Genomic DNA, 15,641 nt, shown 5'->3' on the forward strand with positions numbered 1-15,641 from the left:
CCGGGGCTTCCGGGCAGGACGCCGACGCCGTGGATGACGGGAACGCCGCGGACGGTCCGAAGGATGCGAACGCCGCGACCGACGCGCCTTCCGCGACGCGGCCCTGAGCGGGCGGCGAGCCTACTTCCAGTGCGCCGGGCGGCTGAGCGCCTCGGGCAGCTTGGTCGACGCGTCGCCCTTGGCCGCGTTGAGCTGGGCCTGGGTGAGGAAGATGCTGCCGGTCAGGTCGGCGCCGCTCAGGTTCGCGTCACGGAAGTCCACGCCGATCAGGTCGGCGGTCCGCAGATCGGCGTCCCCGAGGTCGGCGGCGATGAGGTAGGCACCGCGCAGATTCGCGCCCCGCAGGTCGGCTCCTTGAGGCGGGCGCCGATCAGGTCGGCTCCCCGGTGGTTCTTCTTACGGCCGGGAACGGTGGCCCGCACCAGTTCGCTGGTGCGCAGCAGCAGGGCGTTGACGTCCTGCCGTACGGCCGCGACGTCCACCTCCGCGAGCGCGTCGGCGCTGCCGCGGGTGAGCCGGTCGGTCTCCCGCAGAGCGCGGCGGAGGTCCTTGTGGACGGGTCGGGCGGCCGGCAGCTCCAGCGCCTCGGTCAGGTACCAGAGCAGTTCGTGGAGCTGGCGCATGACGGGGAACACGTCGAACATCTGCCGCGCGGTGCCCGGCGCGCCGCGCCAGTCCGTACCGCCGAAGGTGATCTGGGAGACCTTCTGGCCGGCGCCGAAGCAGTCGAAGACCGTACAGCCGGAGAAGCCCTTGTCGCGGAGGCGGGCGTGGATGCCGCAGCTGAAGTCCGCCTGGAGGTTCGTGCACGGCTTGCCGGCAGGCTTGTCGACCGCGAAGTCGGCGGAGGCGGCGAAGGGCAGCGCGACGCAGCACAGGCCGAAGCAGCTGCCGCAGTCGGCCTGGAGGTCGAGACGGTCGCCGCCGGCCGAGGGGGCTTCGTGCTTCTGGGACACCGCGAGTGATCTCCTGCCACAAGACGAGCGGGAGTGTGCCCCCGCTCCGTTCCGCAAACGAACCTCCATTGTCCCGGACGGGGGAGAGTGACGGGGGACACGGGGCGGGGCGGTGGGGAGACGGGCGGGGGACGGGGGCGGGGGCGGGGAGCAGGGGCCCTGGGGGCTCGGGGGCCGGGCCCACGTGACGCTCTGGTGGCTTCCCCCCGCCCCGCCCACCCCCACCCCACCCCTCGGCGCCTACTGCTTCAGTTCACCGCTGCCGCTGCCGCTGCCGCTGCCGCTGCCGCTGCCGCTGCTCTCCGCCCCCGCCCCCAGGTACCGATGCGTGAAGTCCAGCTCCAGCCGGACCTGCTTGATGCGCTCCTCGACGACCAGCGAGCCGTGACCGGCGTCGTAGCGGTACACCTCGTGCGGGTGGCCGCGGTCCTTCAGGCGGTCGACGTAGTTCTCCACCTGGCGGATGGGGCAGCGCGGGTCGTTGACCCCGGCGGAGATGTAGACCGGCGCGCGCACCGCGTCCACGTACGTCAGCGGCGACGACGCCTCGAAGCGCTCCGGCACCTCCTCCGGCGTGCCGCCCAGCAGCGTGCGGTCCATCGCCTTCAGGGCCTCCATCTCGTCGTGGTACGCCGTGACGTAGTCCGCCACCGGGACCGCCGCCAGGCCCAGCGCCCACGCCTCCGGCTGGGTGCCCAGCCCGAGCAGCGTCAGATAGCCGCCCCACGAGCCGCCGGAGAGCACCAGCCGCTCCGGGTCGGCCAGCCCGGAGGAGACGGCCCACTCCCGTACCGCCGCGATGTCCTCCAGCTCGATCAGCCCGACACGGTGCTTGAGGGCGTCCGTCCACTCCCGGCCGTAACCCGTCGAGCCGCGGTAGTTCACCCGCACCACGGCGAAGCCGTGGTCCACCCACGCCGCGGGCGCGGACGCGAATGCATCGCTGTCGTGCCATGTCGGGCCACCGTGGATCTCGAAGACCGTCGGGAATGGGCCATCGCCGGCCGGCTGCTGCACCAGCGCGTGGACCGTGCCGCCCGGGCCCTCCACCCACGCGTCGGTCACCGGCACCGAGCCCGGCGCCTTCGCCCCGGGCGGGTCGAGGACGACCCGCCCGCTCGTCGAGCGCACCTCCGGCGGCTGCGCGGCCGACGACCAGAGGTACTCCACCGAGCCGTCCGGCCGCGCCGTCGCCCCGGCGACCGTCCCGGCGGGCGTCTCGACGCGGGTCAGCTGCCGGGTCAGCGGCTCGTAACGCCACAGCTCGGCGCGGGCCCGGAACTCGTGCTCCACCAGCAGGGCCGCACCGTCCGGATACCAGTCGGCGGCCACGTCGCCCGGCAGGTCGATGTCCAGGGCGCTCTCCTCGCCCGACAGCGGGTCCCAGATCATGGGCTCCCAGCGGCCGCGCCGCTGGTGCCCGACGAGCAGCCGGGAGTCGCCGTCCACCGGCGCGAAGCCCATCACCGCCAGGCCCAGCTCCTCGGTGCCGCCCTTGGTGTCGTCCAGCTCGGCGACGGTCGAGCCGTCCGGCCGCACCACCCGGATCGCGGAGTGCATCGCGTCACCGTGCTCGGTGTGCTCGACGGCGATCAGCGAACCGTCGTGCGACAGGGCGCCCACGCCCGCCGACTCGCGGTGCCGGTAGATTTCCACGGGCGGCTGTCCGGGCCGTACGACGTGCAGGGTGGTGCCGTCCTCGTCCGTGGAGCGGCCGATCACCGCCGTGCCGTCCCGGCCGAGCGCCAGGCCCGCCGGGTACGAGGGCTCCAGGCCGGGCGCGGCCGGCTCGTCCGCGCCGCCGCCGAACGGCTGCCGCTTCCAGATGCCGAACTCGTCCCCGTCGGTGTCCGAGAACCACCAGATCCACTCGCCGTCGGGCGTCAGCGTGCCGTCCGTCGTGCCGTTCGGCCGGTCGGTGACCTGCCGCTGCTCGCCGCTCGCCCGGTCCCAGGCGTACAGCTCGAAGGTTCCGGTGGCGTTGGAGACGAACAGCGAGCGGTCCGGGGCGTCCTCGGCCCACTCGGGCAGGCCGACCCGCGGCGCCCGGAAGCGCTTCTCCCAGTCCGGCACGGTCGCGGGGGAACCGGCCGCCCCCGGGGCGCCCGCCCCGGAAGCTTCGGTGTTGGCGTTGGTGGTCTCGTCAGTCATGGCCCCATTCTGCGCAGGCCCGGGAAAATTCCGCTGACACGGCCCCCAGCCTGTGGATAACTTCGCCGGATGCTGACACACACGGGACCTGAGGACTGGCGTGCGGCCAACCGTGCCATGTGGGACGAGCGGGTCCCCATCCACCTCGCCAGCGACTACTACGATCAGGAAGGCTTCCGACGGGACCGGGACGTCATCCGTGACTTCGAGGCGGCGGAGGTCGGCGACGTCACCGGCAAGTCGCTGCTGCACCTCCAGTGCCACATCGGCCAGGACACCCTGTCCTGGGCCCACCGAGGCGCCGCCCGCGTCGTCGGCCTGGACTTCTCCGAGCCCGCGATCGAGGCCGCCCGCGAGCTGGCCGCCGAGGTCGGCATCGGCCCCGACCGCGCCACCTTCCTCGCCGCCGACGTGTACGACGCGGCCGAGGCCGTCGCCGCCACCGGGGCCCCAGCGGCGTACGACGTCGTCTACACCGGCCTCGGGGCGCTGTGCTGGCTGCCGGACATCCGCCGCTGGGCCGAGACGGCCGCTTCCCTCGTCGCCCCCGGCGGCTTCCTGTACCTCGCGGAGTTCCACCCGCTCACCGACGCCCTCGACGACGAGAGTGCCGCACGCGTCGCGCACGACTACTTCAGCCGTGACGCCTGGGTGGACGAGAGCCCGGGGACGTACACGGACTTCGCGGCCCCCACGGTCCACAACCGCCGTGTCGAGTGGCAGCACACCCTCGGCGACGTCGTCTCGGCGCTGGCCGCGGCCGGCCTGCGCCTGGAGTTCCTGCACGAGCACGACATGACGATGTTCCAGCGCTTCGGATCGCTGCAACGCGGGGACGACGGCTACTTCCGGCTGCCCGCCGACCGCCCCCGCGTGCCGCTCATGTACTCGCTCAAGGCCTCGCGCCCGTAAGGCTCAGACGAACACGGGGCTCATACGGACGCGAGGCTCACGCGAACGCGAGGCCCGCGCGAACGGACTCGCACGCACGCGGACTCACACGAACTTCTGCGGCCGGTGCCACAGCGCCTCGTCGGTGCCGCGGAAGAACAGCTCCAGGCGGCCGTCCCGGTTGGTGCCGACCACCGGGTCGCCGCCGACGTTGCGTACCAGCTCGAAGTGGCCGCTCCAGTCCACGCCGTTGATCTTCGATTCCTCGGCCGCGTACATGTGGCCGTTGGTGCTGTGGTGGAAGACCACCAGCCGACCGTCGGCCGCGCGCGCCAGCGCGGGCGTGCCCTGGACGCCGCCCCCCAGGCTGGAGGCGGAGGACCAGGAGTCGTACCCGGCCTTCTGCTGGATGTGCCACAGCTGGGTGTCCGTGCCGCGGAAGAACACCTGGATGCGCTGGTTCGAGTCGAGCCCGGCCTCGACGCCGCCGCCGATGTTGCGTACGAGCTCGAAGTGGCCGCTCCAGGAGTCGCTGGAGTCGGGGACCTTCTGCTGGTTGTCGTAGAGGTTGCCGTTGGTGCTGTGGTGGAAGACCTCCAGCTTGCCGTCACCGGCCCGCGCCACCGCCGGGTTGCCCTGCGCGCCGCCGGCCAGGCTGGACGGCGCCACCCAGTTCTCGTAGTCGACGTTCTGCTGGTACACGTGCCACAGCTGGGTGTCCGTGCCGCGGAAGAAGACGTCGAGACGCCCGTCGGCGTTGACGGCCGGGACCGGGTCGCCGCCGATGTTGCGCACGATGATGTCGTCGGGGCTGAAGCCGACGTTGATCGCGCCCTGCCGTACGTGGTGCAGGTGACCGTCCGAGCCCTTGTAGAAGACCGAGATACGGCCGTCCAGGCGGCGGATGGCGTTGGGTTCACTGCCCAGCGAACCGCCCAGGTTCTCCCAGTCGCTCCAGCCGCCGTCGCGCTTCTGCCAGATGGTCCACAGTGCCTGCTCGTTCTTCCCGCGGGCGAACACCTGGAGCCGGCCGTCGGCGTTCGGGGCCACGGAGGGATTGCCGACGATCTGCCCGTGCAGGGACGTGGCCTCGTCCCAGGCCATACCGGAGGTGGTGGGGATGTCGACCATGATCGCTCTCCTTCGTGCGTACGAGTGGAGCAGGTCGGCGCACAGGCTAGCCACGGGAACGGCGCCCGAGAACACGGCCCGTCCGATTGACCGGAACCGCCCGTCATACCCGGCCATGAGCGACATCGGGGACCACCGGTCGGGCCACGCCTCAGTCCAGCCCGCGGGCCTGCTTGAACCGCGCCAGGCCGTCCGCCAGGTCGACCACCGGTTCCGGGTAGTCCAGCGCCGCCCGCGCCGCGGCGGGCCGCAGCTTCCACGGCTGGTGGACGGCGCCCCTCTCCAGCCCCGGTACGTCCGCCAGCTCCGGCACCCAGCGCCGTACGTACGCGCCGTCCGCGTCGAACCGCTTCGCCTGCGCCAGGGGGTTGAGGACACGGTTGGGGCGGGTGTCGGTGCCGGTGCCCGCCGCCCACTGCCAGTTCAGCTGGTTGTTGGCCAGGTCGCCGTCGACCAGGAGCGACAGGAAGTGGGCCGCGCCCAGCCGCCAGTCCAGATACAGCGTCTTGGTCAGGAAGCCGGCGGTCAGCAGCCGCGCCCGGTTGTGCATCCACCCCTCGTGGGCGAGCTGCCGCATCGCCGCGTCCACGATCGGATAGCCGGTGCGGCCGGTGCGCCACGCCTCGGCCTCCTGCTCGTCACGGCGCCAGCGGTCGTGCCGCGCCCGGTAGTCGGCGTGCGCGGCGGCCGGGCGGGCCGCGAGGACCTGGTGGTGGAAGTCCCGCCAGGCCAGCTGCCGTACGAACGCCTCGGCGCCGTCCCCGTCCCCGCCCGCCATACGGGCGCGCTGGACCAGTTCGACGGCGGACAGCGTGCCGAAGTGCAGATGCGGGGAGAGGCGGGACGTCGCGTCCCCGGCGAGGTCGTCCTGCCCCTGCGCGTAGCGGCGCAGCGGACTGCCCATCCAGGCCGTCGCCCGGCGGCGGCCTTCCACCTCGCCGCCCGCCGCCAGCCCGGGGGACACCCCGGACACGTCACGCCGCCGCGGTACGGGCCCGGAGCCGACCGCCTCGGGCACCCGCACCCGCCGGGGCGCCCGCAGCACGTCACGGTGGCGTTCGGCCTGCCAGCGCCGGAAGTACGGCGTGAAGACCGCGAAATGGTCCTTGCCGGCCGGGGTGACCTCGCCCGGCGCGAGGGCGGTGACCACCGCGTCGTGCACGTGCAGCCGCCGCCCGTCGGCTTCCAGGGCACGCCGCAGCCGCTCCTCCCGGCGGTGCGCGTACCCGCTGACGCCGCCCGCCACATGCACGTCGCGCGCGTCCGCTTCGGCAGCGGCCCGCGCGGTCTCCTCGACCACGTCTCCCGTACGGACGACGAGCCGGCCCCCACGGGCGCGCAGGGCCTCGTCCAGGTCCGCCAGGCAATCGGCCAGGAAAGCGCGCCGGTTGGGCACGTCGAAGCCCGCGGCCCGTACGCCGTCATCAAGGACGAACAGCGGTACGACACCGCCCGTACCCTTCGCCGCGGCGTGCAGGACGGGCTGGTCGTGGACCCGCAGATCGGAGGTGAACAGGGCGATCGAGGCAGCACTCATGCGGGTCGCTCCGGGCGTTGTGGGGGAGGGGAGACGAAGGAGCCGGGGGAGAGGCAGGGGGGACGAAAGAGCCAGGGGGAGGGGGAAGGCGCGTACGGGTTACGCCCGCGCGCGCTGGTCACGCCGGCCGGTCGTCGGCCACAGCACCCCTGCGACCGACAGCGCTCCCCACCCCAGGGAGACGGCTACCGCGGTCCGCCGCCGGGCCCGTCCAGGCAGGGTCACGCCGAGCAGGGCCGCGTCGCCGAAGTCCGCCGCGATCCGCAGGCAGGCGGCGGTGCGCAGGGCCGGGCCCGCCGGGGCCAGGACCAGCGCCAGACCGCAGGCCGCGTCGCGCCAGGCCAGTGGGCGCAAGGAGGTACGGGTGGCGGGGGCCGTCCGGCCGTCCGCTTCCGCGAGGCCGGAGGGCTTGGCCAGCAGGCCGGGCCAGGCGGTGACCGCCAGGCCGTACACCGCCGTCGTGGCACCCACCGTGCGCAGCAGTCCCACGTGCACCTTCCGCCTCCTCCTGTCGGCCGCCGCGGCAGGCCCGGGGCGTGCGCCTGCGCGTACCCACTCTTCCCCGTCCGTCGCCTCCCGGCGGCACAACGCGCCCGGCGGACCGTTCCGGCAGCACGGCGGGTGACGCGGACGCTCAGACGTCCAGCTCCGCCTCGACCTTGCGCAGGCTCTCCCGCACGGCCTCCAGATCGCCGCTGGCCCGGTCCAGCACGAGGAAGACGAAGATGCCCTGGCAAGCGCGCCGGGTGAGGGGGCGGATGAGGTGGAACGCGTCGTCGAGGGTGACGATGATGTCCTCGACGCGTTCGGGGCCGTAGCCGATCAGCTCCAGGGTGGAGAGTTTGGCGCGCACCACGTCGGTGTCGCCGCGGGCCGCCGCTTCCAGGTCGGGCCCGGCCGGATCGCCGACCGCGCCGAGCGTCAGCCGGCTGAAGTAGTCGACGACCGAGGCACCGAGGACGCCTTCCAGCCCCACCAGGTCCCGCAGCGTCTCATCGATGCCTGCCATGGCCACCTGCCCCGGGCACCCGGCCCCGTCGCACGTCGAACCGACCGCCGACCAGACTTCCCGGCACACCAGGAGTGCGTCGTGGCGACTCCATGCGTTCATCTTGGCACGTCGTGCAGTCTCGTGACGGCGTATCAGGCGGTGCGTTTGAGGCGGCAGGGGCGTCGGCTCGCGGCGCGCCCCGGCCGTACGCGAGCGTGTATCCGTGGTGCGGGCTCCGGGGCGCGTACCCACGCGCCTCAGTGTGCGCGTACGCGCCCCGGCACCTTCGGGCCGAAGCCGTCACCCTGGAATCACCGGGCCGGAGCCACCGCCCCGGTACCTCCGCGCCGGTATCTCCGCCCCGGCGCCCCGGACCCGTCAGGCCGCCTCCGCCGCGATGATCTCGTCGGCCGCGCGCTGCCCGCTCGCCACGCAGTCGGCGACGCCCACGCCGTCGTACGCCGCGCCGCACAGCCGCAGCCCCGGCAGCGCGGACAGCCCGTTGCGTACGCGGGTCACGCGCGCGGGATGCCCGACCGCGTAGTGCGGCAGCCCGCCGATCCACCGGGTCACGTCGGTCGCCACCGGGCGCGCGGTCAGACCGGTGGCCTCACCCAGGTCGCGCAGCGCGGCGCTCACCAGGTCGGCGTCGTCCAGGTAGAGGACCTCCTCCTGGCCGTACCGGCCGATGGACGTCCGCAGCAGGAACAGGTCCTTGGCCCGCTCCGACAGCCAGTCCCACTTACGGGTCAGGAACGTGGACGCCTTGATGGTGTGCCCGTCGCCCGGCGGCACGAGGAAGCCGCACCGGCCGTCGAACGCCGTCAGCCCTTCCAGGTGCGAGCGCCGGAACGCCATCGTGACCAGGGCCATCGACGCGTAGGCGACCTCGGACAGCTCGGCCGCCGCGAGCGGTGCCTCGGCGGCGAGCAGGGTGGCCGCCGTCCAGGCCGGGGTGGCGAGGACCAGGCCGTCGCACAGCAGGGTGCGGGCGGCGGTGCGTACCTCCCAGCCGTACGGGCCACGGGTCAGCGCCAGAGCCGGGGTGTTGCGCAGGATCTCGCCGCCGGCGGCGCGTACGGCATCGGCCACGGCGCCCGCCAGGGTGCCCGCGCCCCCGTCCAGCCCCAGGTAGTCGGGACCGCCGCGGGAGAGGTCCGGGACGGTGTGGGCGCCCCGGGGCGCGCCGGGGAAGCCGCCTCCGGGCTGGCCGGGTAGACCGTCCGCGGACCCGCCGGGGAGGCCGGTCCCAGGGGCACTGGAGAGACCGCTCCCGAGTTCTCCGGCGAAGCCGCCCGGGGACACGGGCCCGGCGCAGCCCGCGCCCGTGCCCGCCTCCGGTCCCGTACCGGTACCCGGTCCCGTCCCCGGCCGGATGAACCCGGGACGGGGCCGGGGAATGAGCGGCCCGGAGCGCGGCCGCCCCGGAAAGCCCGGCTGACCGGCGGTTCCCGGCCGGTCGGCGATCCGCCGCTGCTCGGCGATCCGCCGTTCCTCCGCGATCCGCCGCCGCTCGGCCGCCTGCCGCTCCTCGGCGAGGCGCCGCTGCTGCTCGGCCGTCCGCCGGCGTACTGCCCGGACGCCGGTGAGCAACGCGCCGTCGTGCCGCGCCGCCTCGAAGAGTTGCGGTACGGCGGCCCGCAAGGACACCTCGTACGTGTCGACCGTACGGGCCCTGCCCAGGACGTCCCGCCCGCGGCAGCTCGGGATCGGCCGCAGCGCGCCCCGCGTCCACAGCGCGGCGTCCGTCGCGGCCGGGACGCGCAGCCGGTCGCCGAGGCCGACCGCCCGCGCCAGGTCGACCGCTTCCGGCCGGGGCACCCGCAGGGCCTCGGCACCCAGGTCGACCGGCGTTCCGGCGAGCTCGCCCGAGCGCAGCTTGCCGCCGATCCGGCCGGTGGACTCCAGCAGCGTCACCCGCAGGCCCGCGCCGGTCAGCCGGTGGGCGGCGGCGAGCCCGGCGATGCCGCCGCCGATGACGACGATGTGCCGCGCGAGTGCCGGGCCGGTCGCGTCGGACCGCCCGGACGTGGCGGCCTGCCCCGGCCGGGCCGCCGGTCCTGCCGCGCTTTCCTGTCCAGGGGGCCCGCGGGTCGTACGGCGGACACGGTCGTCGGCACGCTCATGAGTCGGCTCCTTCGAACGTGGTGCTCGCGGGCGCCCGCCGGCCGGCCGCGGCGCCCCGGGACCGGGACACCACGGCGGGCCCGCCCGACGCCGGATCGCCGGCGGCCTCCTCGGGGCGGGACGACGGGCGCAGGATGTCGGAGAGCGGGTCGTGGCGGATGTTCCGCGGCGGCACCCCGGCGGCGGTCAGCCGGGCCACGGTCGTGTCGACCACCGCGGTCGGCCCGCTGACGTACGCGAGATGCCCCGACCAGTCGCCGTGCCGCGTCACCGCGTCGGCCACCGCCTCGGCCAGCGCGTCGTAGCCGTACTCGTCGGGACCGAAGGCGCCGCCGGTCTCCGGCCGCCGCCCGATGACGGGCGTCACCCGCAGCCAGGGCCGTCCCCGCTCCAGCTCCGAGGGCGCTCCCGCGTCGTACAGGTCGGCGAAGCTGTGCGCCCCGAGGAACAGCCGTACGCTGCGGTGGCCGCGGCGCGCGGACAGCTCCTCCAAGAGCGCCTTCACGGGTGCCCAGCCGGTGTCCGCCGCGACCAGGACCAGGTCGCTCGCCAGCTCGTCGTCCAGCGTCATCGACCCGCGCGGCGGGCCGACGCGCAGCGTGTCACCGACCTGGGTCCCTGCCACCAGGGCCTCACTCACCCCGCCCGTGCAGGTCTGCCGTACGTGGAACTCCAGCTCGGCGTCGGACCGGGGCGCGCAGGCGATCGAGTACTGCCGCCACGCCTGCGGCAGCCGCGGCGACTCCAGCGCCGCGAACTGCCCGGCCCGGTACGGGTACGGCTCGTGCGGCCGCACCCGCAGGACGGCGAGGTCCGGGCGGCGCCGCTCGTGCGCGGTCACCGTGGCCTGCCAGTACGGCGGTTCGGCGAGCGCGGCCTCGGCGCCGCTGACCATGGCGGCGACGGCGAACCGCAGCATCCGCACCCACGCCTGCTCCACCGCCTCGGCCCAGCGCGGGCCCGCCGTACGGCGCAGCGCCTCGCACAGCGCCGCCTCGAACGCCTCGAAGTGCACCGGGCGCACCCCGAGTTTGCGGTGGTCGCGGCCGAGCCGCCCGAAGACCTCAGCGATGTCGTCGGGCCGGTGCAGATTCTCGATCAGGTACCAGAACGCGCGCGCCAGATGGGCGCGCTGGAACTCCATCGACTCCGGGAACAGCGACCGCAGGTAGGGCCATCGCCGGAACATCGCTTCGTAGAGGTGGGTGATCAGCTCGCCGAAGGGCGTCACCAGTTCCAGGTACTCGGTGATCACCCGCTGGTCGGCGGCGCCGTCGTAGGAGTCGGGGCAGGCATCGGCGTACGCGTCGGAGGGGTAACGACCGGCGGCCCCGGAGACGTTCCCGGAGTGGATCGCGGGCCGGCCGAGCGCGCGGGGGCTGCCGGACGGGCCGTTCGGGCCGGCCGACTGGCCGCCGTACGTCGGGCGCTCCTGGGCCGCGTCCTCGCGCTCCGGACGCGGCGAAAGGATACGGCGGCGCAGCCGCATGGCCTCGTGCCGGGCGAGCAGGGCGTGGTAATCGTCGTTGACGGTACTCATGGCCGTACGACCTGGTTCGAGGCGGTGACGGCGGCCCGCGGGGACGTACGGGCCGGGCCGGACACGGAGACCGGGGCGGCCGGTGCGGCCGCGACGGCCGGGCAGGGTGGGGCGAGGGGGAGACCGGGAGGGCCGGAACGGCTCGGAGCGCTCTGACCGTGAGGGCGTACGGCGCGAGGGCGTACGACGCGAGGCGTGGCATGAGCGGACCTCCTGAAGGGGACGGGGCGCGTCAGTATGGCACCAGGCAAAGGTGCCCAAACGGCCCTATCCCCGGGGGACTTTCGGCCCTCGCCGCGTGCCGGCGCACGGGTGTGTGATGCCCTCGCACCCCTTTGCGCGCGGACGGAGCACCTCCCCGGCTACCGCTGGCAGCCGCTCCCAACGCGCGCGTACGGAGCGGGTGTTACGGCGGCGGCGGGCCACCGGTCCGGGCGGCCGCCGATCGGCCCGCCCCGCCGGATCGCCGCCCCGCCGCACCATGGACCGGTACCCCGCACGCCCGGCCGACAGATCGAGAGCCGCATGAACCAGCACACCGGACCCACCGGCCCTACCGGACGCACCGGAACCACCGGACCCATCGGACCCATCGGCCCCGCCGCACCGGGCACCCCGCCCCTGCGCGTCTTCATCCTGGACGACCACGAGGTGGTCCGCCGGGGCGTCCGCGACCTCCTCGACGCGGAGGACGGCATCGAGGTCGTGGGGGAGGCGTCCAGCGGTCCCGAGGCGCTGGCCCGGGTGCCCGCCGTGCGCCCGCAGGTGGCCGTGCTCGACGTACGGCTGGGCGAGCGGGGCGAGCCGTCGGGCGGCGACCACGAGGGCATCGAGGTGTGCCGCGAACTGCGCGCCCGTATGCCGGACCTGGCCTGCCTGATGCTGACGTCCTTCGACGACGACGAGGCCCTCTTCGACGCCATCATGGCGGGCGCGGCCGGTTACGTCCTCAAGCAGATCAACGGGTCCGACCTGGTGAACGCCGTACGGACGGTGGCGGCCGGCAAATCGATGCTGGACCCGCGCACCGCGTCCCGCGTCATGGCGCGGCTGCGCGCGCCGCAGCAGGCCGAGACGTCCCCGCAGTCCGAACTGGACCGGCTCGCACCCCGTGAGCGCGAGATTCTGGAACTGATCGGCGAGGGCCTGACCAACCGGGAGATCGCGGACCGGCTGTTCCTCGCGGAGAAGACGGTGAAGAACCGCATCTCCACGATCCTGTCCAAGCTGGGAGTGGGCCGACGGGTACAGGCCGCGGTGATCGCCGGGCGGATACGGGGGCAGCAGGAGCGGCAGGGGGAGCAGCGCGGGGGGTGGTAGGGGGCGTCTCCCCGCGCCGTCAGCCGGACCCGTCGTTCCCCGGACTCGCCCTCACCCGGAACTGTCGTCACCCGGACTCGCCGTCAACCGGACCCGTCGTCAGGCGGACTCGCCGTCACCCGGACTCGCTGTCACCCGGGCTCCCCGTCACCCGGCCCCTCGTCCCCCGCCTCGCCCGGGCCTGACGGCCACTCAGGTAAGGGACCCTCGGCAGCCGGCCCGGCCCGCCCGGCCCTATGGCGGCGGATGCGCCGCGACGGACCCTGATGGGGCCGGGAAGAGCCGGTCTCTCCCCCGTGCTGAGGCTCTTCCCGGCCAGAGTCGGAGTAAGGCGCCAGCGGCGCGCCAGAGGTGAAGGACACAGCCCGGTGGACGGATCGGATACTCGTACGCAGTCAGACCCCGGAGCGCAGGCGGGCCCTGCCGCTCCGGCGGGGCCCGCCACCGGGCCGGACACCCACCGGGACGATCCGGCGCCCGCGGCTTCCGACCCACCACGCGCCGCACTCGGCCCCCGCCCCGTGCGCCGCCGCATCCCGGTGGAGTGGCTGACCACCACCGACCACAAGAAGATCGGGACGCTCTACCTCGTCACCGCCTTCGTGTTCTTCCTGGTGGGCGGCCTGATGGCGCTGCTGATGCGGGCCGAACTCGCCCGCCCGGGCACCCAGATCATGTCGAACGAGCAGTTCAACCAGGCGTTCACGATGCACGGCTCGGTGATGCTGCTGCTGTTCGCGATGCCGCTGTTCACCGGCTTCGCGAACTGGCTGATGCCGCTCCAGATCGGCGCGCCCGACGTCGCCTTCCCGCGACTGAACATGCTCGCCTACTGGTTCTTCCTGTTCGGTTCGCTGATCGCGGCGGCCGGCTTCCTGACCCCGCAGGGCGCCGCGGACTTCGGCTGGTTCGCGTACGCGCCGCTCTCGGACGCGGTGCACTCGCCCGGTGTGGGCGCCGACATGTGGATCATGGGCGTGGCGTTCTCCGGGTTCGGGTCCATCCTGGGCGCCGTCAACTTCATCACCACCATCATCTGTATGCGCGCCCCCGGCATGACGATGTTCCGGATGCCGATCTTCACGTGGAACGTGCTGCTGACCGCGCTGCTGATCCTGATGGTCTTCCCGGTGCTGGCCGCCGCGCTGTTCGCCCTCGAAATGGACCGTAAATTCGGTTCGCACATCTTCGACGCGGCCAACGGCGGCGCGCTGCTGTGGCAGCACCTGTTCTGGTTCTTCGGCCACCCCGAGGTCTATGTTCTCGCGCTGCCGTTCTTCGGCGTCATCTCCGAGGTCATCCCGGTCTTCTCCCGTAAGCCGATGTTCGGTTACATCGGTCTGATCGCCGCCACGATCTCCATCGCGGGCCTGTCCATCACCGTATGGGCCCACCACATGTACGTCACCGGCGGCGTACTCCTACCGTTCTTCGCCTTCATGACCTTCCTGATCGCCGTGCCGACCGGAGTGAAATTCTTCAACTGGATCGGCACCATGTGGAAGGGCTCACTGTCCTTCGAAGCGCCGATGCTCTGGGCCACCGGCTTCCTCGTCACCTTCGTCTTCGGCGGCCTGACCGGCGTCATCCTCGCCTCGCCACCCATGGACTTCCACGTCTCGGACACCTACTTCGTCGTCGCGCACTTCCACTACACGCTCTTCGGTACGGTCGTGTACGCGATGTTCGCCGGATTCCACTTCTGGTGGCCCAAGTTCACCGGCAAGATGCTCGACGAGCGGCTCGGGAAAATCACCTTCTGGACCCTCACCGTCGGCTTCAACCTCACCTTCCTCGTCCAGCACTGGCTCGGCGCGGCAGGCATGCCCAGGCGGTACGCGGACTATCTCGCCGCCGACGGATTCACCACCCTCAACACGCTGTCCACCATCGGCTCCTTCCTGCTCGGCCTGTCCTTCCTGCCCTTCTTCTACAACGTCTGGAAGACCGCCAAGTACGGAAAGAAAGTCACCGTCGACGACCCCTGGGGCTACAGCCGCTCCCTGGAATGGGCCACCTCCTGCCCGCCGCCCCGCCACAACTTCACCTCGCTGCCGCGCATCCGCAGCGAATCCCCGGCCTTCGATCTGCACCACCCGGAGATCGTCGCCCTGGAATCGACCCGCACCTGACGTCCCCGGCCCACGGCTGCGGAAGCCCGCCGACGCTTCCGCAGCCGTGGGCCTGCCCGCCAGGGCCCGGCCATACCTAGACCCGAGACGCCGGCTGCCGGCACCTGCCTAGCCCGTACCCGCTCCTCACCCACAGCCCCCACCCGCCCCTCCCCGAGGGAGGAACCCACCATGTCCCACGCCACCCTCGCCCTCGGCGCCACCGCGCTCTTCGCCGCCGGCTGCGTCTGGTACCTCCCCGCGGCCGCGGCCCTGCGCGCGGGCGCCGACCGGCCGTACTCGCACCGCATCGCCGCCGCGTCCTGCGTCACCTTCTGGTGCACGCCCGCCCTGGTCGCCGTCCTCCTGCTGACCCCGGCCCCGTGGTCCGCCCTCGGCGCCGTCACGGCCGCCGGACTGCTCACGGCCGCGGCCCTGCTGGCCGTGTCCCGCCTCCAGCGGTCCCGCGAACAGCACGAGGAGTCACAGCGCTGGTCCACCCTGCGACAAGGCGGTACGGGAGCCCACGCCCCGGTCTCCACGCCGCCCGGCAACCCGGCGCGCGCCCAACTCACCTTCCTGCTCTACCTTTTACCCGGCAACATCGTCGCCTCGGTGATCGCGACCACCGTGCTGCTGACGGCGGACAGCCTGACCCGGCAGAGCGCCGTCACCGCGACCGTGACCGCCGTCGGCATCTCCGCCGCCTCCCTGGCCATTGCCGGCACCCGCGCCCAGGCGACCCGCCGCCACTGAGGCCCGTACGGACCGCGACCGCTGGCCCGCGTACTACTTCCGCCACCATCGCCCCCGTACTACGCCCGCCACCATCGCCCCCGTATTACGTCCGCCACCATTGCCCCCGCACCGCACCGCACCGCACCGC

Annotated in this window: 11 protein-coding genes and 1 pseudogene; 4 read left to right on the forward strand and 8 right to left on the reverse strand. The window is 73.4% G+C overall.

What is annotated here, in order from left to right; translation table 11 throughout:
• Positions 1 to 120 precede the first annotated feature (120 nt).
• Together ACEXOX_RS26275 and ACEXOX_RS26280 are read right to left on the reverse strand one after the other, a co-directional pair.
• Positions 121 to 956, reverse strand: a pseudogene (locus ACEXOX_RS26275) (pentapeptide repeat-containing protein).
• Between the two features lie 240 nt (positions 957 to 1,196).
• The gene (locus tag ACEXOX_RS26280; protein WP_406523694.1) at positions 1,197 to 3,107 is read right to left on the reverse strand and encodes a S9 family peptidase; all 1,911 of its coding nucleotides are present in this window, start codon (positions 3,105 to 3,107) and stop codon (positions 1,197 to 1,199) included.
• A gap of 69 nt (positions 3,108 to 3,176) precedes the next feature.
• Here ACEXOX_RS26280 and ACEXOX_RS26285 point away from each other — a divergent pair, with 69 nt between their 5' ends.
• On the forward strand, positions 3,177 to 4,019 hold the full coding sequence (locus ACEXOX_RS26285) for a class I SAM-dependent methyltransferase (RefSeq protein ID WP_406523695.1): 843 nt from the start codon (positions 3,177 to 3,179) through the stop codon (positions 4,017 to 4,019).
• Positions 4,020 to 4,103: 84 nt separating this feature from the next.
• Here the strand turns inward: ACEXOX_RS26285 and ACEXOX_RS26290 are convergent, their stop codons facing one another.
• From ACEXOX_RS26290 to ACEXOX_RS26315, 6 genes are all read right to left on the reverse strand, one after another.
• Positions 4,104 to 5,129, reverse strand: coding sequence for a hypothetical protein (locus ACEXOX_RS26290; protein ID WP_406523696.1), 1,026 nt, complete (start codon positions 5,127 to 5,129; stop codon positions 4,104 to 4,106).
• A gap of 151 nt (positions 5,130 to 5,280) precedes the next feature.
• A complete protein-coding gene (locus ACEXOX_RS26295; RefSeq protein WP_406523697.1) occupies positions 5,281 to 6,666 on the reverse strand; it encodes a cryptochrome/photolyase family protein in 1,386 nt (461 codons plus the stop codon).
• Between the two features lie 99 nt (positions 6,667 to 6,765).
• Complete coding sequence (locus ACEXOX_RS26300) at positions 6,766 to 7,161, reverse strand: hypothetical protein (protein WP_406523698.1); 396 nt, start codon at positions 7,159 to 7,161, stop codon at positions 6,766 to 6,768.
• A gap of 139 nt (positions 7,162 to 7,300) precedes the next feature.
• Entirely contained in the window at positions 7,301 to 7,675 is a 375-nt protein-coding gene (locus ACEXOX_RS26305; protein ID WP_406523699.1) for a hypothetical protein, read from the reverse strand.
• Positions 7,676 to 8,035: 360 nt separating this feature from the next.
• Positions 8,036 to 9,643 carry a protoporphyrinogen/coproporphyrinogen oxidase gene (locus tag ACEXOX_RS26310; RefSeq protein ID WP_406526473.1) on the reverse strand — a complete coding sequence of 536 codons (1,608 nt, stop codon included), beginning with the start codon at positions 9,641 to 9,643 and terminating at the stop codon, positions 8,036 to 8,038.
• A gap of 136 nt (positions 9,644 to 9,779) precedes the next feature.
• Positions 9,780 to 11,324, reverse strand: a complete 1,545-nt coding sequence (locus ACEXOX_RS26315) for a globin domain-containing protein (protein ID WP_406523700.1) — start codon at positions 11,322 to 11,324, stop codon at positions 9,780 to 9,782.
• A gap of 525 nt (positions 11,325 to 11,849) precedes the next feature.
• Here ACEXOX_RS26315 and ACEXOX_RS26320 point away from each other — a divergent pair.
• From ACEXOX_RS26320 to ACEXOX_RS26330, 3 genes are all read left to right on the forward strand, one after another.
• Positions 11,850 to 12,644, forward strand: coding sequence for a response regulator (locus ACEXOX_RS26320; protein ID WP_406523701.1), 795 nt, complete (start codon positions 11,850 to 11,852; stop codon positions 12,642 to 12,644).
• A 368-nt stretch (positions 12,645 to 13,012) separates the two neighbouring features.
• Positions 13,013 to 14,776: a cytochrome c oxidase subunit I gene (gene ctaD / locus ACEXOX_RS26325; protein ID WP_406523702.1), complete on the forward strand. Its 1,764-nt coding sequence runs from the start codon at positions 13,013 to 13,015 to the stop codon at positions 14,774 to 14,776.
• Positions 14,777 to 14,947: 171 nt separating this feature from the next.
• On the forward strand, positions 14,948 to 15,511 hold the full coding sequence (locus ACEXOX_RS26330) for a hypothetical protein (RefSeq protein ID WP_406523703.1): 564 nt from the start codon (positions 14,948 to 14,950) through the stop codon (positions 15,509 to 15,511).
• Positions 15,512 to 15,641: the final 130 nt, after the last annotated feature.

The sequence above is a fragment of the Streptomyces sp. Ac-502 genome (genome assembly GCF_045222935.1).
Lineage (GTDB): Bacteria > Actinomycetota > Actinomycetes > Streptomycetales > Streptomycetaceae > Streptomyces > Streptomyces monomycini.